This window comes from Aerococcus agrisoli, assembly GCF_003797145.1.
In the GTDB taxonomy this organism is placed as follows: Bacteria; Bacillota; Bacilli; order Lactobacillales; family Aerococcaceae; genus Aerococcus; species Aerococcus agrisoli.
This window is the reverse complement of sequence record NZ_RKMG01000011.1, coordinates 1-19615: the sequence shown is the minus strand read 5'-3', so window position 1 is coordinate 19615 and position 19615 is coordinate 1. Positions and strand designations below refer to the sequence as shown.

Annotated in this window: 16 protein-coding genes; 5 read left to right on the top strand and 11 right to left on the bottom strand. The window is 41.0% G+C overall.

Features of this window, described 5'->3' with window-relative positions; translation table 11 throughout:
• Positions 1-416 precede the first annotated feature (416 nt).
• The 10 genes from EF384_RS04665 to EF384_RS04620 all read right to left on the bottom strand — a co-directional run bounded on the left by EF384_RS04665 (position 417) and on the right by EF384_RS04620 (position 11528).
• Complete coding sequence (locus EF384_RS04665; RefSeq protein ID WP_123779825.1) at positions 417-1457, bottom strand: serine hydrolase; 1041 nt, start codon at positions 1455-1457, stop codon at positions 417-419.
• 238 nt (positions 1458-1695) lie between these two features.
• Positions 1696-3156 carry a proline--tRNA ligase gene (gene proS / locus EF384_RS04660; RefSeq protein ID WP_123779824.1) on the bottom strand — a complete coding sequence of 487 codons (1461 nt, stop codon included), beginning with the start codon at positions 3154-3156 and terminating at the stop codon, positions 1696-1698.
• A gap of 680 nt (positions 3157-3836) precedes the next feature.
• Positions 3837-4346 carry an acyl-CoA thioesterase gene (locus EF384_RS04655; RefSeq protein ID WP_123779823.1) on the bottom strand — a complete coding sequence of 170 codons (510 nt, stop codon included), beginning with the start codon at positions 4344-4346 and terminating at the stop codon, positions 3837-3839.
• A 16-nt stretch (positions 4347-4362) separates the two neighbouring features.
• Positions 4363-4956 (bottom strand): ECF transporter S component, encoded by a 594-nt coding sequence (locus tag EF384_RS04650; protein WP_123779822.1) that lies wholly within the window; start codon positions 4954-4956, stop codon positions 4363-4365.
• Between the two features lie 144 nt (positions 4957-5100).
• Complete coding sequence (locus tag EF384_RS04645) at positions 5101-5727, bottom strand: NUDIX hydrolase (RefSeq protein ID WP_123779821.1); 627 nt, start codon at positions 5725-5727, stop codon at positions 5101-5103.
• Between the two features lie 44 nt (positions 5728-5771).
• Positions 5772-6428 carry a fructose-6-phosphate aldolase gene (gene fsa, locus EF384_RS04640; protein WP_123779820.1) on the bottom strand — a complete coding sequence of 219 codons (657 nt, stop codon included), beginning with the start codon at positions 6426-6428 and terminating at the stop codon, positions 5772-5774.
• Positions 6429-6496: 68 nt separating this feature from the next.
• Complete coding sequence (gene tkt, locus EF384_RS04635; protein WP_123779819.1) at positions 6497-8488, bottom strand: transketolase; 1992 nt, start codon at positions 8486-8488, stop codon at positions 6497-6499.
• Positions 8489-8647: 159 nt separating this feature from the next.
• Positions 8648-9454 (bottom strand): Cof-type HAD-IIB family hydrolase, encoded by an 807-nt coding sequence (locus EF384_RS04630; protein WP_123779818.1) that lies wholly within the window; start codon positions 9452-9454, stop codon positions 8648-8650.
• A 3-nt stretch (positions 9455-9457) separates the two neighbouring features.
• A complete protein-coding gene (locus tag EF384_RS04625; protein WP_123779817.1) occupies positions 9458-10792 on the bottom strand; it encodes an alpha-amylase family glycosyl hydrolase in 1335 nt (444 codons plus the stop codon).
• Positions 10793-10898: 106 nt separating this feature from the next.
• Complete coding sequence (locus tag EF384_RS04620) at positions 10899-11528, bottom strand: SGNH/GDSL hydrolase family protein (RefSeq protein WP_158607410.1); 630 nt, start codon at positions 11526-11528, stop codon at positions 10899-10901.
• A gap of 159 nt (positions 11529-11687) precedes the next feature.
• Between EF384_RS04620 and EF384_RS04615 the strand changes: the two genes are divergently transcribed.
• The 4 genes from EF384_RS04615 (at position 11688) to EF384_RS04600 (ending at position 17139) form a co-directional block, all read left to right on the top strand.
• A complete protein-coding gene (locus EF384_RS04615; RefSeq protein ID WP_199729721.1) occupies positions 11688-13151 on the top strand; it encodes an NCS2 family permease in 1464 nt (487 codons plus the stop codon).
• A 1178-nt stretch (positions 13152-14329) separates the two neighbouring features.
• On the top strand, positions 14330-15454 hold the full coding sequence (lctO, locus tag EF384_RS04610) for an L-lactate oxidase (protein ID WP_123779814.1): 1125 nt from the start codon (positions 14330-14332) through the stop codon (positions 15452-15454).
• Between the two features lie 759 nt (positions 15455-16213).
• Positions 16214-16462, top strand: coding sequence for a hypothetical protein (locus EF384_RS04605; RefSeq protein WP_123779813.1), 249 nt, complete (start codon positions 16214-16216; stop codon positions 16460-16462).
• Between the two features lie 26 nt (positions 16463-16488).
• The gene (locus EF384_RS04600; protein WP_123779812.1) at positions 16489-17139 is read left to right on the top strand and encodes a DsbA family oxidoreductase; all 651 of its coding nucleotides are present in this window, start codon (positions 16489-16491) and stop codon (positions 17137-17139) included.
• Positions 17140-17338: 199 nt separating this feature from the next.
• On the opposite strand, the gene EF384_RS04595 is transcribed toward EF384_RS04600, so the two are convergent.
• Positions 17339-18175: a hypothetical protein gene (locus EF384_RS04595; protein ID WP_233570035.1), complete on the bottom strand. Its 837-nt coding sequence runs from the start codon at positions 18173-18175 to the stop codon at positions 17339-17341.
• Positions 18176-18736: 561 nt separating this feature from the next.
• Here EF384_RS04595 and EF384_RS04590 point away from each other — a divergent pair.
• Positions 18737-19573: a putative RNA methyltransferase gene (locus EF384_RS04590; protein WP_233570034.1), complete on the top strand. Its 837-nt coding sequence runs from the start codon at positions 18737-18739 to the stop codon at positions 19571-19573.
• Positions 19574-19615 lie beyond the last annotated feature (42 nt).

The following is a 19615-nucleotide window of genomic DNA, read 5'->3' as shown; positions in this document are numbered from 1 at the left end:
TAGAATTCATTTTAACGGTCATTATTTGTTCAATCACTGGATTCACCTTTTTTATTTACAAATTAGACGCTTTATCCGTACTATTCAAGTATTTGATTCAAACTGCTATAAGTTTAGTATTATCGTTCTTCAGCATTTTTCTGGTTTCGTACCTTAGCTCAACTGAAATCAATGAAATGCCTTTTTTAGACCTTGTGGGCTCTTTAGTAGTTAACAATTTTGTTTGTACGCAAATATTGCTAATGGTAGAAGCGCATGCACCGAAAATCAAGAATTATATCTATCACCTATGGCACAAGATCCGGAACGTTTAGGCTGTAGTGGTTGGCGCGCTGGTGCTTGCTGGAAATCCACTAGTTCAGCCCACAAAAAAGGAGCACCGCTTTCTAGCAGCGATGCTCCTTTTCATATCAAAATTATTCACCGTATGTTGCGCGGTAGTATTCGTTAACGCGTAGGTTTAGGTTGGCTAGGAAGTCTTCGCCTTCGGTTAAGCCGTCTGTGTATACGACTAGGCTGTATTGGGCTTCGTCGTTTTCGTAGTAAATCCCTGTGTCGTTTAAGGCTGTGCCATAGTTTCCGTATTTGTTGGCCATTACGCTACTTTTCACATAGGTTGTGAATAGGCGATCTGGTGAGGTTTGTAATAGGAAATCAAGGATTGGTTGGTAGGTGTCATCTGTTGAAATCAGTTTATAGTAGGCTGTCAAGAAGTTGGCAGAAGCGACATTATCTTCATAGATGGCTTCGTCGATATAACCTACTTGGTCATATACTTCTGCTACGATATTTGATCTGAAAGATCCTTCACCATAAACTGTTTCATAATAGTCAATCAACATATTAGTTGCTGTGTTATCCGAATGCATCAGTGATTCGCCCATCAATTCTTCAATGGTGTAAGTGGCTTGACCAGTGCCGCTCGCAACCGCTGCTGTGATGGTACCGTCACCTTCTTCGTAATCTTCCCAAGCATATGTGACTGGTGTTTCCCAGGTCATATCGCCAGCTTCGATAGCGTCAATAATGACTGTTGCCAATGGTACTTTGACCGTTGAAGCTGCTGTCATGTAGCTGTCTTCATTAACGGTATAAGTTTCATTGGTTTTTAAGTTTGTATATACTAATGAAATATCTTCGGCTGCAACACCGAAGTCGGCCATCGTATCCTCTATTACGGCAGCCATATCAGCGTATTGGCTAGCATCTAGTGCTTCGACGCCATCCGCTGTCATTTGATCTAGATTATAGATTTCATCATCCGTCGCAGTTAATGGTGTCAACGTTTCTGCTGCACTCTCCTCAACTACCCCTGAGATATCGCTTGATTCTGCTATAGCGGTATCCTCTTTAAATTTCATAATCGCCACAACCACCGCAACCAAAGCCAAACCTAGTACGATGAATGGGATTATGGGCAACACATGTTTTTTCTTGTTTTTTCTCTGGTTCGACATTCCATTCTCCTTATGTAAAGACTGTATTTATATGTATTGAAAAATTCGACCAATTTCTACCTGGTCAATTGTATCAGGAGAATATGTTAACTGTGTGACAAATCAGCTTGTTTTGTGAATTTTAGGTGCAATCTTTATTAAGAATGTGTGAAGAATCATATAGCACCCTCATACACACGAAAAAATCGAGCGGATGCCCGATTTTTCGCAGTCCTATTTGCCTTATATCGATCAAAAATTAGTAAGCTCTTGCGTACCAAACTGTGTATTTAGCAGGTTTGCCAGAGTATAAGTCGACTGTTTTTTCCATAGGTGGGTTGAATGGAATGTTACGAGAAGTGAAACCAGTCGCTTCTTTAATAGCTGCTTCTGATTCATCTGTACCGTCCCAACCAGCAAGGATCCAACCTGGACGTTCGCCGTTTGCTTCAGCAGCTTCTAAATGCGCAGTCAATTGTTCCATAGTGTCGATGTCATAATGTTCATTTTCAGCACGGAAAGCAACTGCTTTGTCGTATAGACGTTGGTGCATCAAGTCAAAGCGCGCATCGATGATTTCAGCTAAGTCTTCATCTAATGAGATGGCTTCTTTTTCATCTAAATCACGCATTTTAATCATGACTTGGTTGTTTTCCATATCACGTGGACCGAATTCGATACGTAATGGTACACCACGAACTTCAGCTTCGTTGAATTTGTAACCAGCAGAGTTGTTCGTGTCATCAAGGTTTACGCGGAAGCCTTTGGCAGTCAATTCAGCTTTGATTTCTTGTAATTTTTCAAGGACCTGTGGATTTTTCTTCAAGTTACCAACTGGGATTAAGGCTACTTGTGTACCCGCAATACGTGGTGGTAATACAAGACCTTGTTCGTCACCGTGCATCATGATCATGGCACCGATTAGACGAGTTGAAGAACCCCATGAAGTTGTATGTACGTAAGTGTGTTGATTTTCTTCATTTAAGAATTTGATGTCGAATGCTTTAGCAAAGTTTTGACCCAAGTAGTGAGAAGTACCAGCTTGGATAGCTTTTGTATCTTTTGTCATTGCTTCGATTGAGAACGTATCAACCGCACCAGCGAAACGTTCTGAAGGTGTTTTTTGACCTTCGTAAACTGGCATAGCGAATACTTCTTTCACTAGTTCAGTATAGTAATGCAACATTTTCATTGTACGTTCGCGCGCTTCTTCTTCAGTTGCGTGGGCAGTATGTCCTTCTTGCCATAAGAATTCTGACGTACGAATAAATGGTAAAGTACGTTTTTCCCAACGGAAGACGTTTGCCCATTGGTTTAATTCCATTGGTAGGTCACGGTATGAGTTGATCCAGTCAGACATCGCGTTACCGAATAAGGTTTCAGAAGTTGGACGTAATGCCAATGGTTCTTCTAAGACTTCTTCGCCGGCTTGCGTTACCCATGGTAATTCAGGTGCGAAACCTTCCACGTGGTCAGCTTCTTTTTCAAAGAAGTGTTTTGGAATCAACATTGGGAAGTAAGCATTACGGATACCTTCTTTTTTCAATACTTCGTTGAAAGCATCTTTGTATGACTCCCATAAGCCAAATCCGTCTGGCTTGAAGATCATTGTCCCACGAGCGGGACCGTAATCCATCAAGTCACCTTGTTGAATTGCTTGTAAATACCATTTTGAAAAGTCTGTTTGTTGTAGATTTTCGGTTTCTTTGTTGTTTGCCATCGTAATTACTCCTTTTTTTGTTTGTTTTTGGGGTTGGGACAAGTATAAAATCATAGATTTTCGTCCTTGCAGTGTACGTTCCTGGTGAGCCGTGGGATCAGTTTAGGATGAGAGAAAAAGCGTTCAGCCCTCAACCAGTGGAAGAATAGTGCCGACGATGACGTTAGTCATCGACAAACTATTCTGAAGTGGGCAGAGGGTTGCTTTTTCGAACTCGACTCGAAAGCCAAAGTCTCCCGGTTTGAAATCGAGCCAAGGTCTCGATTGCATCCTCTTTCACGGCTACGGAACTGCACTTCCAGTCCTTTAACTCACCTCACAAAATAGACATTCTGCTATTTTAAAAAGGGTCTTGTCCCATCCTCATTTACATTGTTCTATATAAAAAAAGAGCATCCCATCCAATAAAGGACGAAATGCTCGCGGTGCCACCTTTGTTAAGCAGGGAATCCCCCACTTCTCTCGAATGCGGTAACGGCGCCACCGTGCCTTTTTCAAGGCCAAAATGCTTGTGCAAAGTAGGAGGTTCATCTAGTTAGTGGGGATGTGCTCTCACCAATTCACATCTCGCTTGCTGGCCATTACTAAATTACTAGTCTACAAATTTTATTTCTCATATATGTATGTTGCTACAGACCTATTTTGCGTTATTTTGGGCAAAATGTCAATATTTGAACGGCTTAATCTAGTAGTTCGACCGTTAAATGTTGAATCATTTCTTGTGTTAATTGACGATTAGCTTGATGTTGTTGTTTACGTTCAAGATAGCCCGCACACAAGAATTTTTCTTCTTCGCTTTCAGGTACAACGCTCGGTAGGACGTAGCCCTCTTTGGCATAATCTTTTAAAACCACAAATGTCATAAAACCAGTCGCCGCCAAATAACGTTCGCCGCGTCTACTTTCACCAATCACCTTGGCAAAAACTTCCATTGATCGTTTTCCAGAACCCGTCACATATGTTTCTACATGCACAACATCCCCTTCAGGTAAAGGTTTTAGGAAGTTGACACTATCCATATTACCCGTCATCGTACCGTATTCTGTCATACGACTAGCCGATACAGAGGCAATATTATCCAAGATGTATAAGAGTTGTCCACCATACATGTTTTTGTAAAAATTGGTTTCATTTGGCATGATACGGTGTGATTGAACCGCTTTGGTTCGTTTACAAGTAATTGATTCCATATAGGTGATTGCTCCTTTATTCCATTTGAGTGCGTTTCAATGATTTTGCAAGTGGTATTGCCATAATTGGCGTCAAAATACCTGATGTAATGGCCTCTAAAATCCCATTGGTCCCGATGGTAACAATAAACGTACCAATCAAGGCCGAAGTTGGAATGCCCAATGCCGATGCATAAGAATCCGCGGCAAAGAAATAGATGGCACTTAATACCGTCACGGTATTGACGATGGATCCGACAACACCAGTAATAATAAACTTGGTTCTGTCTTTCACTTTTCCATCTAAATAAGTGGCTAATAAGCCTGAAATCAAACCAACCAACATCCGGGGAATCACTGATACCAGTGGATTCAAGAAGACGATGGACATAATATCCGGCATAATGGCTGCCTTAATCATCCGCAAGACACCCCACGATGCCCCAAGAATTAAGCCGGTTTGCGCACCAAAAAGACTTGCGCCAATAATAACTGTTAAATGAATAATTGTTGCCTGAACTGGTCCAATCGGAATGTAACCAATCCCAGGCACAAATGTTTGAATAATTAATATCGCCAGTATAAGGCTAATGACTGTTAGCCTCGCTGTACGTTCTTTTCCATGACCCATAATCATAACCTCTAATTCTGATATCCTTCTTTAGGAACCTAGCAAAAGTCAAATGCTCTGCCTTTTATGGCTCCATATACAAATGCTATCTTACCACGAATTGAAGCGATTGCAAAACCCCTACATCATCTTCTTGTAGGATTTTTATTGATTAAAGGTTATGCGTTCGTGTTTTAAAATCTCAACGAAACGTGCAGTTAATTTGGCCGTCATCCCCCATAAGTATTCACCTTTGATGTTGTAGAAATGAATGGCTTGGCGTGTCGGTTTGCCAAAACCATAGTCTCTACCACCGGGGATTCGGTCATACGGAAAGGTATCATCCACTTCAGAGCGTTGCGCTACATAATGCACATCCGGCTTCATTTCCTTTAAATAATCCAAAGGTACAGTGAAGACGTGATCCACCTCATCCGGGTTAAAATGACAATCCTCGATTCTGTCGATATGTAATTGCCCCACATAGCAGCCAATAATCCGTTTACCACTCACCAGATAATCCATCTCGCCAAAAATTTCAATATTATCCGGGGAAATTCCCAATTCTTCCACAGTTTCACGCACTGCCGTCTCTTTGAAGTTTTCCCCAGCCTCAACGCGACCACCAGGAAAAGCGGCATCCCCTGCTTGAGAGATGCCGCTTGCCCGGTGTTCAAAAAGGATATGCAGTTGCCCGTCAATTTCAATGAGGGGAATCAGCACTGCATAGGCCTTTTCTACGTCTAAGGGGCGAGCTTCATATGTTTGAAATATACGCTTTACCTCATCCATGTCAGTTGACCTTCCTTAAGAACACTATTTTTTATTTAAATAGCTTATTTATTTTGTGCTTTTTTGTAAGTTTCCCAGTCAGCCATGAAACCTTCAATACCGTTGTCAGTTAATGCGTGGCTCCATAATTTAGGGAATAAAGTACCTGGAATAGTACCAATGTGGGCACCAGCTAAAGCTGCGCCTTCAAAGTGGCCAATGTGACGGATTGATGCAGCAATAATTTCCGCATCAAGGTCATAAATATCCAATACCTCACGTAATTCAGCAATTAATTTCAAACCATCTTGGCCTAAATCATCGATACGGCCGATAAATGGTGAAATGTAAGTTGCACCAGCTTTAGCAGCTAGTAAACCTTGCGCTACAGAGAAAATCAACGTAACGTTTGTTTTGATACCTTCTTTAGAAAGTGTGTTTACAGCTTTCAAACCAGCTTCCGTCATAGGGATTTTTACAACAACATTGTCAGCCCATTTTGCAATGACATGTGCTTCTTCAACCATTTCTTCGTAAGTTAAACCAGTAACTTCCGCTGAAACAGGACCATCGATTGTGCTCGCGATATCTTTAATTACTTCTTCAAAATCGCGACCTTCTTTAGAAACTAAAGTAGGGTTAGTTGTTACACCATCTACTAGGCCTAAATCATTAATACGTTTGATTTCATCAATATTCGCTGTATCTAAGAAAAATTTCATTTGTTAAAAGCCTCCTGTAGCTAAATCCCTGAGTAATAAGAAACAATGATGTTGTAAAAAATTAGCTATTATAAGCCTTTAAAAGTATTTGCAACATTTTCAGCAGTGAAACCGTAAGCTTCTTGGATCAATTCACCTTGTCCAGATGCACCGTAACGGTCAATGCCGACAACTGCTCCAGCAGTACCAGTGTATTTCGCCCAACCAAATGTTGAACCCATTTCCACTGCAACACGTTTTGTGATGTTTGCTGGTAACACAGATTCTTTATAAGCAGCATCTTGAGCATCGAACAATTCTTGTGATGGCATAGATACAACAGAAACGTTGATGCCTTCTTCAGCAAGTTTTGCTTGTGCTTCAATTGCTAAGCTAACTTCAGAACCTGTAGCGATTAAGATACCATCTTGGTCGCCTTTAGCTGGAGAAATCACGTATGCACCTTTACGTACACCCTCTTCAGCTAATTCTTTTGTACCTTCTAGTACTGGTAAGTTTTGACGAGTTAACACTAACATAGTAGGTGTTTTAGTAGATTCCATCGCAATCTTCCAAGCCACACCAACTTCATTACCGTCAGCTGGACGAACAACGTTCACATTGTGCATTGCACGGAATGACGCTAATTGTTCAACTGGCTCATGTGTCGGACCATCTTCACCAACACCGATAGAGTCATGTGTAAATACGTATGTTACAGGCAATTCAGAAATTGCTGCTACACGAACTGCTGGACGTAGGTAGTCAGAGAATACGAAGAATGTACCAGCGTAAGGTTTAGAACCACCGTGTAAGGCGATACCATTCATAGCTGCTGCCATTGCGAATTCACGTACACCATACCAAATGTTACGTCCTTGGTAAGAATCTGGTTGGAAAGCTTCGTCAGCATCGTTCATTGTATTGTTTGAAGATGATAAGTCGGCAGAACCACCCCAGAATTCAGGTAAAGCTTTACCAATTTCTTGGATAGCTGCTTGAGAAGTTTTACGACTTGCTGCTGCAGCGTCGCCAACTTCATAAACTGGTAAGTTTGCATCCCAACCTTCAGGTAATTCGCCTGCGTAAGCACGTTCGAATTGCGCTGCTAATTCAGGGTATGCAGCTTTGTAGTCTGCAAATACTTTGTTCCAAGCTTCTTCTTCAGCTTGACCACGTTCTACAACAACTTCGTTGAAGCGGTCGTAAACTTCTGTAGGAATTTCGAAACGATCGTAGTTCCAGCCAATGTTTTCTTTGGCAACTGCAGAACCATCTTTTCCTAATGGCGCACCGTGGACACCTGAAGTACCTTGGTTTTTCGCACCGAAACCGATGATTGTTTTCACTTCAATTAAAGTTGGTTGGTTAATGTTTGCTTTTGCTTTTTCAATCGCAGCATTAATTTCTTCTAAGTCGTTACCATCTTTAACTAAAATGTGTTCCCAACCGTAAGCTTTGAAACGGTCGCCAACATTTTCAGTAAAGGCATTAGAAGTAGGACCATCTAATGAAATGTCGTTTGAATCGTATAAAGCGATTAGTTTATTTAATTTTAAGTGACCCGCTAATGAAGCTGCTTCTTGAGAAACACCTTCCATTAAGTCGCCATCACCGACGATTGTATAGGTAAAATGATCCACAACATTTAAGCCGTCTTTGTTATAAACAGCTGCATCATGTGCTTCAGCCATAGCCATACCTACTGCATTCGCAAAACCTTGGCCTAAAGGACCAGTTGTTGCTTCAACACCATCTGTATGATGAACTTCTGGGTGACCAGGTGTTTTTGAGTTAAATTGACGGAATTGTTTCACGTCTTCAATACTTAAATCAAAACCTGCTAAATGAAGTAAGCTATATAACATAGCTGAACCATGTCCTGCAGAAAGTACAAAACGGTCACGGTTTGTCCATTTACTGTTTTTTGGGTTTTGGCGCAAGTGTTTAGACCAAAGCGCATAGGCCATTGGTGCCGCACCTAAAGGTAAACCTGGATGGCCTGAGTTAGCCTCATCCACCATATCTGTACTCAAAGCTCGAATAGCATTTGTTGCTAAAATATCCGTGTTGTCAAACATTCATTTCACTCCTTAAATTCTCTACATACAATCAATCAAAACTAACAGCTGATGATAAATCCATTATAACAAAATTAGACCTGTTTCTCTATTTATTGCTCTTTTGTCTTTGGGTATAAAAGCACAAACTTTGGCCAAGACTACACCCTTGGGCTATCATTATTCAGCGTTAAAAATAAGTGCCTCTAAGGCTTTGGCAATTCCTTCATCATCATTAGATGCTGTGACATATTGCGCAACATTTTTTAAATCATCAATCGCATTGCCCATTGCCACACCACAACCTGCCCATTCAATCATGGTCAAGTCATTGGCTTGGTCACCAAATGACATAGTTTCACTTTGTTCAATCCCTAAACTTTCAGCTAAATGTGCTAACGCTTCACCCTTAGATACGCCTTGAGGCATGATTTCTAAGAAGAACGGTTCAGATTTTACAATTGAATATTTGTCATAAACGGCTGGATCCAATGTTTCAATGAAAGCATCTAATTTCGTTGGTTCTGCGGTAATCATGATTTTTGGTGCAATCAATTCACCATCAAAGAAATCTACGTATTCAGTAGGCATTTCATTTAAACGGGCTTCCACATCTACATATTGATCGCGTGGTTCATCGTAAATCAAGACGTTTTCGTCATTATGGGCATGCACGTCTAAATCATTATCAATTGCTAATTTCGCCCAGTATTGGATGTCTTCGTTCGTTAAGGTATGGCTGTAAATTGTACGGTCAGTCGCCACTTCTTTCACTAAGCCACCATTAAAGCATGATACGTAAGGTACGATTTCTCGACCAAGTAAATCAGCATTTAATAAGACACCTTTGTATGGACGACCAGAAGAAATCACTACATGAATGCCAGCGTCATGCAATTTATGCAAGGCTTCTCGTGTTGCAGGGGTTACCTCTTTTTTCGAATTTACTAAAGTACCATCAATATCGAACGCTACTAATTTATACATAGATTATTTCCCTTCTTCTTTAAAATATACTGGTAAAATCATGTCACCTTCATATGAAATAATGACTGGTTTGTCACCTAAGACCATGCGGCCATTGTTGACTTGGTAGACTTCACCACTAATTTGGTTGGTGTATTCGCCGTTGACAATGGCTAATTCGACTTCATGGGTCAAACCGTCATCCTTTAATTTGAAAACACCGAATAGATGTTGGTTGTAATAGTGATAAGACATCACGACAATATTATCGCCTGATGGCATGATCGCATAGTAACCACTCTTACATACTTCACGTTTCTTGATACGCGACAAACGACTAATTAAGGTAGTAAGATCTTGCTTCACTGTCCAATCCATTGGCGCCGCACTTCTAAAATCGAAGTATTCAGTCACCCCGAACTCTTGCCCCATCGCTAGGCTAGCCATTCCTTTTTGGAAAAAGGCCATAGCTGTCCAGTTTTCGAGCTCATTTCCTGGTTTTACTAATGTCGCAAAACGTGGTAACTCTTCATATTCAAGTGAACGCATCGTGACATAAGTCGTTGGCATCATCAGTTCACGATAATTCATACTCGCAACCAAGTTGTCCAAACTCATTTTGCCCTTGTAATAACGCGTTGCCGCAAAAGGAAATGGGAATTGGTCCACAACATCGAAGTTTTGGAATAATTCGCCCTCTGACCAATACGGAATGCTTAATTTTTGCAATTTGCTCAAAATAGATAGCGGCAAAGTAGATGCTAACCAGTAGAAATATGGATGCACATCCTCTACCTCAGCACGCGCAGACGACCAAAACTCTGGACGTACTAATTGGGCATGGTTGGCCGCAAAGCCGTCCACAAACTTCGCCCAATATTTTAAATTCTCAATTAAATAATCCCACAATTTCGGGTTGGTATAGTCCAAATCATACGACGTATCGTAAATATTAATTCGACTAATCAACTCACCTTGTGGATTATGCATGAAATATTCTGGATGTTTCGTCACTAATTCCGAATCCTTGGCCAAATGGAAGAGCTGCAAATTAATCATCACTTGCATCCCCATTTTGTGGATTTGATCAACCAACTCTTGAAAATCATCAATCGTCCCATACTCAGGATCAATCTCCGAATAATTCTTCACCACCAAGGGATTCCCTTTCAAATTGTCCGCCGTCTTAATATCCGTCGTTGGAAAAATAGACTCTAACAAAATAATGTCCACACCCAACTCCTTCAATCGAGGAAGTTCCGGCAAAATCGCCTTAAACGTGCCCTCCTTCGAGAAATTGCGAACAAATAACTTATACAAGGTTTTGTGACGTAACGTTAAATTCGTTACCTTAGCCATGAGCGCCCTCCTATATAAAATGTAAACTCTATCATGTTATACCCATTTTAGCATAAGCACCCAATATAAATCGCCCAAATCCTTTGAAATTGATGAGAATTATTATTTAAAGTACAAAACGCCCCAAGACATCAGCCATCTCCTTGCCTACAAACTCGTGCATTTCTGACGACCAGTGGACCCCATCAACCGCTAGTCCCCCTTGCCAATCAAAGCCGGCACTTTCTAATTGTTGGCGTAAATCTACTATTATATAGTCAGGTTTGAAGTCTGTAATGATTTGACGGATAACCCCATTCAGCTGTTCGAGTCTATCCCGTAAAATTTGCCCATCTTCCGTATCCTTGGCAAATCGCGCAAATGGCAAAACAATATAGACCGAAGATTGTGCAGGCAAATGTTTGGAAATGCTATCGATTAATAAAGCAAAATGCCCCGTGAAACTTTCCAACTTGCTGGCCCAATCTGCTTCCGAACGATATTGACTGGACCACACATCATTGACCCCAATAAATAGGACTAAAGCATCTGCCCCCTGAATTTCAGTAGCTAAATTTTCAACTTCAAATAGTAAATCAATGGCGCGCGCCCCATTGAAACCGCGGTTGATTACAGTTGTTTCCGGCATTTCGTTTTGGATAGTACGGACATAACCTTGACCGAGGTCTTTCTCATTTTTCTTATCTCGACCGGCATCAGTCAAGGAATCTCCTAGTATTAGTATGTTTTTCATCATCATTATCCCTTCTAGATTATTATTAAGCGAACGATAGCAAATTTATTTGAACAAATATTCGTGTTTTTCTTGCTTTTTTCTTAAATGTGACTATAATAGGAAAAGTACTCAACAAATAACTAAAATTTTTTCAAAAAAGGAGCAAGAAAAGTGAAAAAAATAGAGGAATTTTTCCATTTAAAGGAAAATGGCACCAACTTTTCAACTGAGCTTATTGCTGGTTTATCTACATTCTTTGCAATGAGTTACATCATCTTTGTTAACCCTGGTATCTTGTCACAAACAGGCATGCCTTACCAAGGTGTATTCTTAGCAACAGTTATCTCATCTGGTTTAGCGACATTATTTATTGGATTATTCGCCAACGTACCTTACGCCTTGGCACCAGGGATGGGATTAAATGCTTTCTTCACTTATACAGTAGTCTTCTCATTAGGCTTTACTTGGCAAGAAGCATTAGCAATGGTATTTATCTGTGGTTTGTTCAACATCCTAATTACAGTTACAAAATTCCGTCAATTAATCATCAAAGCAATTCCTGAATCATTACAACACGCAATTGGTGCAGGTATCGGTTTATTCGTTGCTTACATTGGTGTTAAAAATGCAGGTTTCATCAACTTCACAACTGAAGCAGCAAACATCACAGCAGTAAACAACCAACCATTCGACGCAGCACAAACAACTTATGAAGGTGGACTATTAAGCATCAACTCAACAGGTGCAACATTACCTTCTATCTCTTCTTTCACTGATCAAACTTCTTTATTAGCATTATTCGGTTTACTACTTATCATTATTTTACTATTGAAAAACGTTAAAGGTGCAATTTTAATTGGTATCCTTGTTGTAACAGCCGTTCACTTAGTATTGAACCCAGAAGCATTAGCAGCTGTAAACTTTGACCAATCAGGTTTAGGCGCTTCATTCGGTGAATTAGGACAAACTTTTGGTGCAGCATTCGGTCAAGAAGGTTTAATTTCATTATTCTCTGACCCATCTCGTTACCCATTAGTAATCATGACAATCTTCGCCTTCTCATTATCAGATGTATTTGATACAATCGGTACTTTCATCGGTACAGGTCGTGCTTCAGGTATCTTCAGCAAAGAAGACATCGAAAACATGGACAAATCAAGTGGTATGTCTACTAAATTAGACAAAGCATTATTCGGTGACGTAGTTGGTACTTCATTAGGTGCTATCTTCGGTACTTCAAACACAACTGTTTACGCTGAATCAACTGTAGGTATCAGCTTAGGTGGACGTACTGGTTTAACTTCAGTATTCATCGCTATCGCATTCTTCTTAAGTATCTTCATCGCACCATTTGTTGGTTTAGTACCAAGTGCTGCAACAGCACCTGCCTTGATCATCGTTGGTATCATGATGATGTCTTCATTGAAAGAAATCGATTGGACAAGCCTAGAAGTTGCTGTTCCAGCATTCTTCGCTTCAGTATTCATGGCTTACGCTTACTCAATCTCTTACGGTATCGCAGCTGGTTTCATCACTTACGTAATCGTGAAAGTAACATTAGGCAAAGCCAAAGAAGTTCACCCAATCATCTGGGTATCTTCATTCTTATTCCTATTAAACTTCATTATCTTAGCCGTTTTATAATAACGACTTTCAAGACTGGGCCTTCGGGTTCAGTCTTTTTTTATTTGGGCATGTAAACCCATTGAAAAATGTAAAACCTTCAATTTTCGTCCTTACAGTGTACGTTCTATATAGCCGTGGGACCTTCAGGATGCGAGCGCGGGCGTTTAGACAGGTACACTGGAAGAGATATGCAGTAGCAAGCACAGCTTGCTGCAAATATCTCTGAAGTGGAGTTGGGTCTGCTTATTGGAGCTCAACTTTATTAAATGGTGGCGCTGGCGTATAGGGGATCCAGGCCTAGAAATGGCAACCTATCTACACAAATAAATTCAACTTCATAGGATGATAAGGAAAGAGGGCTGCATGGCCCTCTTTTCATTTTGATTTTTACAGGTGATTCAGTGGATTTCACACTGATAGTTTAGGATTTTAGCCGCCTTGTTGAGGATTGTATTAATTGAAATTGAAATAACCACTATTTGAACACTTCAGGGCCCTGAAGTGTTCAAAATGAGAAAATTTGCGTCACACAGAGGGCTGTGTGATTTCCTTTTTTGAAGTCGAATCACACAGATTGTTTTGTGAACCATTTTTTCTCATAAATGTTCATACAGCCCCTTCATGTAGTCAAATTTCGTATTTTTTAAACTCGATATGGGCGATGCCAAAATAACACCCCAAAATCCTCCTTAACATTCGTAATGAACCAACCACTAAAGCTCGGGATGGTGTTGGGACCAAACCTTCAACAGGCGTTTTCAATCCCCTTTTAAGGGGTGTGTCTTGGGTGAGCATTTTCCATATATTTTATGAAATGTCAATTTTTTTAATTTTAAGAAAACGATACCAAAAGCACTCATGTTTATGTAATGTAAGCGTTTAATTGACTGAATGATATTTTTGGGAAAAACGTCTTTTTTGCATTAAAATCCATATTATTTAGTACAATATTGTATTCATATAAATAATATTTATATTGTCATTAATATGACTATTGTGAAAAATAAATCTTGTTTTAATAGGGATTGTTCATTTTTTTAACAAACAAAAATTTTTGCAAGATTTTACCCAAAAACGGAAAGTATATGTAAACACTTTCTTTTTTGTTCAAAAGATATTAAACTTGCATTGTTGATAGGCTTGTTAAGCTTTTAAAAAAATAAAAATCTTTTTGTTCTACAAGGAGGACACATTTCATGAGTGAAGAAGAAGTAGTATACAACGCCCCTACCGAGGTTAAATACATTGATGTCGTAAATACTTACGACTTAGAAGAAGAAGCAAGTAAAGTTGTACCACATGGTGGATTCAACTACATCGCTGGTGCTTCTGCTGACGAATGGACAAAACGTGCAAACGACCGTGCTTGGAAACATAAATTGTTATACCCACGTGTTGCGCAAAACGTTGAACATCCAGACACAACTACTGAAATTTTAGGCCACAAGATCAAAGCACCATTCATCATGGCACCAATCGCTGCTCACGGTTTAGCACATGCTACTAAAGAAGCTGGTACTGCTAAAGCTGTTTCAGAATTTGGTACTATCATGTCAATCTCTGCTTACTCTGGTGCAACTTTCGAAGAAATTTCTGAAGGTTTAAACGGCGGCCCACGTTGGTTCCAAATTTACATGGCTAAAGATGACCAACAAAACCGTGACATCTTAGCTGAAGCAAAAGCTGATGGCGCAACTGCAATCATCTTAACTGCTGACTCTACAGTTTCTGGTAACCGTGACCGTGACGTGAAAAACAAATTCGTTTACCCATTCGGTATGCCAATTGTTCAACGTTACTTACGTGGTTCAGCTGAAGGTATGTCATTGAACAACATCTACGGCGCATCTAAACAAAAAATCTCTCCTAAAGATATTGAAGATATCGCAGCTTACTCTGGTCTACCTGTATTCGTTAAAGGTATCCAACATCCAGAAGATGCTGACATGGCTATCAAAGCCGGTGCTTCAGGTATCTGGGTATCTAACCACGGTGCGCGTCAATTATACGAAGCGCCAGGTTCATTCGATACATTACCTGCAATCGCTAAACGTGTAAACAAACGTGTACCTATCGTCTTTGACTCAGGTGTACGTCGTGGTGAACACATCGCTAAAGCATTAGCATCAGGTGCTGACGTTGTTGCTTTAGGTCGTCCAGTATTATTCGGTTTAGCTTTAGGTGGATGGCAAGGTGCTTACTCAGTATTAGACTACATGCAAAAAGACCTTGAACGTGTAATGCAATTAACTGGTGCAAACACTGTTGAAGACCTTAAAGGTTTAGAATTATTCGACAACCCATACGGTTACGAATACTAATCCCACGAAATTTAAATAGTGCTCGAAATGAAAAGAAGTTGGGTTCGCCCGGCTTCTTTTTTTGGTGGTGATGGCAAAAGTACTTGCGCCTTCAAGCCAGAAATTTCTGCTTTTGTATATGTGTTATAGAAAATAGCGCCTGAGTCTCGCACTCATCTACAAGCAGAATCATGATTATTGAATGAGATGCCATTCAATACGATTTTCCATTTTTGTATAGAATGCATTTGTATTCGATACAAATTTCAATTTCTTTATGGAATGGGACTTCATTCCATACGATTTTTCGTTTTTCTATTGAATGAGATGCCATTCAATACGATTTTCCATTTTTGTATAGCATGCATTTGTATTCGATACGAATCTCAATTTCTTTATGGAATGGAACGCCATTCCATACAACTTTTCGCTTCTTTATGGAATGGGACGCCATTCCATACAACTTTTCACTTCTTTATGGAATGGGACGCCATTCCATACAACTTTTCACTTCTTTATGGAATGGGACGCCATTCCATACAACTTTTCACTTCTTTATGGAATGGGACTTCATTCCATACGATTTTTCGTTTTTCTATTGAATGAGATGCCATTCAGTACACATACCCGTTTTTGTCTTGCATGAGGATGAATGGCCCTGATTTAGAACTAGCTACACGGTATCACTCAGAGGCCTTCAGAAAAGCCGAGTTTTTTGCTTTTTTCACCCACTCTGTTTATAATACAAGCAATGACAACATGTAGAGAGGAGCCATTATCATGGGCATTGAAAACCGTCAATCCACTGAGTTAGAAGATTTATTCGCATCACTCGTTACATTCGATGGTGATCCGGACAAGGATAAAGCGAAAGAAACGGCCAAAGCAGATGAAACTGCTGCGACTGGTATGTATTGCGACTTCACAACTGGCATCTGCATGCCTGCGGATCAAGCAAATCAAGACGCCGCAAGTACAAATAGTCCTTTCCAAACGGTGGACTTGAGTCAATTAAACAACAACAAATAACAGATATTTAAGGAGCGATTTATTTAATGGAAATCACAATTTGGTCAGACTTCGTATGTCCCTTCTGCTACATCGGACAAACACATTTAGAACGCGCGATGGAGAATTTTGACCACGCCGACGAAATCACTATTTCACACAAATCATTCGAATTAATGCCTGGTGCAAAACATGACCCAAGCAAAGACTTCTATCAATCATTTGCTGATTTGAAAGGGACAACTTACGAACAAGCAAAACAAATGAATGACCAAGTGACTGAAATGGCTGCACGTACTGGCCTTACATTCAACATGTCTCAAATGAAAATGGCAGACACAATGCCAGCACACCGTGTATTCCAATATGCCAAAACTGAAGGCAAAGATGACGAATACTTCAAAGCTTTCTACCATGCATACTTTGAAAACGGCGCCTTAATCAGTGACGAAGATACCATCGTTACTTTAGCTGAATCTGTTGGCTTAGACGGCCAAACTGTCCGCGACATCTTAGCTGACGAAAACAAATTCAAAGCTGAAGCCAACTTAGATATCTTCCAAGCTGGCCAAGTCGGCGTTCAAGGCGTACCATTCTTCGTATTTGACAATAAATACGCTGTTTCTGGTGCACAACCTGTTGAAGTCTTCCAACAAGTATTAGACCAAGTTTACGCAAACGAACAAGCAGAAGCTTAATTGATTCTGACTGTGAAAAAAACGGCATCCATCTTCAAAGGTGGGTGCCGTTTTTTGTATGCGATCAGCCGTGTTGGTGGGTTTCTAGGCGGTGATTTTAGTGGCTGCAACCACGATTCTACTAGTCCTGCCCGAAACAAGGTCTGCCCTTTTCCCAAAAGAAAAAAGAACCGATGACGGGCATCGATTCTCGAAATGATTACATTTGTGAGTTGGTGTCTAGCGGGTAGACGGGTGTGCGTTCGTTGATTTGCCAGTGAAGGACGATGAAGGTCGCAACCCAAACGGCTAGGATGTCCATGCCCATGCGCGCGATGAAGTCGACGATGCCGATGTCAAAACGCAGGTACAGCATGGCGTAATTGGCAAGGGCGATCCAGGCGAAGAATTGGAAGGTAAACTGGTTGGTCTTACCCATTTGGTTCTGACGGACGATATAGCGTTGTAAGGCGGAAAAAGCGAGGCCTATGGCTAATCCGAGGATGCCTGCCCACAGGATGGCCGGTGGTAATTGAGCGGATTCTGGTCCGTAAACGCCGAAAGCCATGTAAGCAATCAGACGGAATATGGCAAATACTAGGACGTAGACGTACAAACCGCGTGTGTAGAAGAATGGTTTGGGTTTGTACATGAGTCGTTGCCGTGCGAGTAGTCGATAAATCAGGGGACCTTGAACCATGAAGATCAGCAAGGTTTTGATGGGATTGATGACCCAATCTGTATCGACTAAGTGCGGCATGGGTTCCGCTCGATAGGCTAGGATGATGATGAGCTCGGAAATGACAAATAAGAGTGCTTTGACTTTTCTTGGTCCGGGCAAACGAAAATCAACGAGATAGTATGAAAATGTCAGCATGGTATAAATCAAGCAATAGATGATGAATAGTACGGGATAATAAAATCCTTTCTGTACTGCCAGGCCGTCTTGGAGAATGGCTTGGAAGCTAGGGTTTGGAAACCACATTTCTAACATGACGTGCAATAGGCTCATAATACTGCCGATAAACGCACTGTATATCAATCTTTTGTTTCGCATTTTGTCCTCACTTCTAAAACGTGCATTTTTTATACCTTATTATAACAAAAAACTGCAGAAAATCAGAACCCTGTGATTAATCACAGTCAGCCGGTGGAAAATGCTATAATAAAAACGCACAGAGACTGGGACAAAAACCTTATTCAAATAAAGAGGCCAGTGACAGTCATTATTTCATGGGAAATTATGACGGACTGGAAGTGTTGTTCCTTAGCCGTGAAGAAGGATGAAATCGAGACCATGGCTCGATTTCAAAGTTAAAGACCTTGGCTTTCAAGTCGAGTTCGAAAAAGCAACCCTCTGCCCACTTCAGAATAGCTTGTCGATGACTACCGTCATCGTCATCACTATTCTTACACTGGTTGAGGGTTAAACGCTGTTTCTCTCATCCTAAGTTGGTCCCACGGCTCACAAGGAACAAACGCTGTAAGGACAATAATCTATGGATTTATACTTTTGTCCTAGCATCCCAAATTCAAGAAAATAGATATAGTGAAGGTGACACCTATGGAATCAAAACGCACACGCGCCATTCAGAAATTTCAAAACTGGGACAGCGACATGACCTGTCCCATCTGCCACAGTCCGCTCGCATGGACCGACAACCAAGTCCGTTGCAGCAACAATCATAGCTTCGATCTAGCCAAGCAAGGTTACATCAACCTCGCCCCTAACCACCAAGAAGCCCACTACAACAAGGATTTATTCGAATCCCGCTACCGCATTATGGCCGAAGCCCTATTATACGACGGCATTTACGACCAAATGTTGGATCTATTAATCGCCCAAGGCATCGAATTAACCAATGCCCGTCCGCCAAGAATCATCGACCTTGGCACCGGCGAAGGCACCCACCTACACCATTTCGTAGATACTTGGGGGAAAAGGACCGGCGCTGTTGAAGCCGAAGCGGTCAATGCACTCGGATTAGACTTGGCCAAGGATGGCATCCTCGTGGCCGCCAAGCACTACACTAACGCCCTATGGATGGTCGCAGATTTAAGCCAGCTCCCATTCAAAGAAGCCAGTATTGACGGTGCCTTGACCATTTTATCACCGTCCAACTATCCAGAATTACAACGCGTCATGAAAGACAATGCCTGGTTTATCAAGGTCATCCCTGGCCCACATTACTTACGCGAATTACGCGAAATCGTCATTGCTGATGAAGCCGACCGTCTTCAAGACCCGACCCCATCAACTGAAAAGTTCAAAGCAGCCTTCCGCAATGTCGGATCAGCCCATTTTGAACGTCGCGTACCATTAAATAGTGCGCAGATGTCCGACTTAATCAAGATGACACCACTCATGTGGCACGCCGACGAAGACCAAATCGCAGCCGCCAGCGCCCTTGATCACATTACCGTTGACCTAATCCTATTATTCGGTCAAAAATAAAGAAAACCCACGAAGGTGGCGACCCCCAAAAGTTAGAGTTTT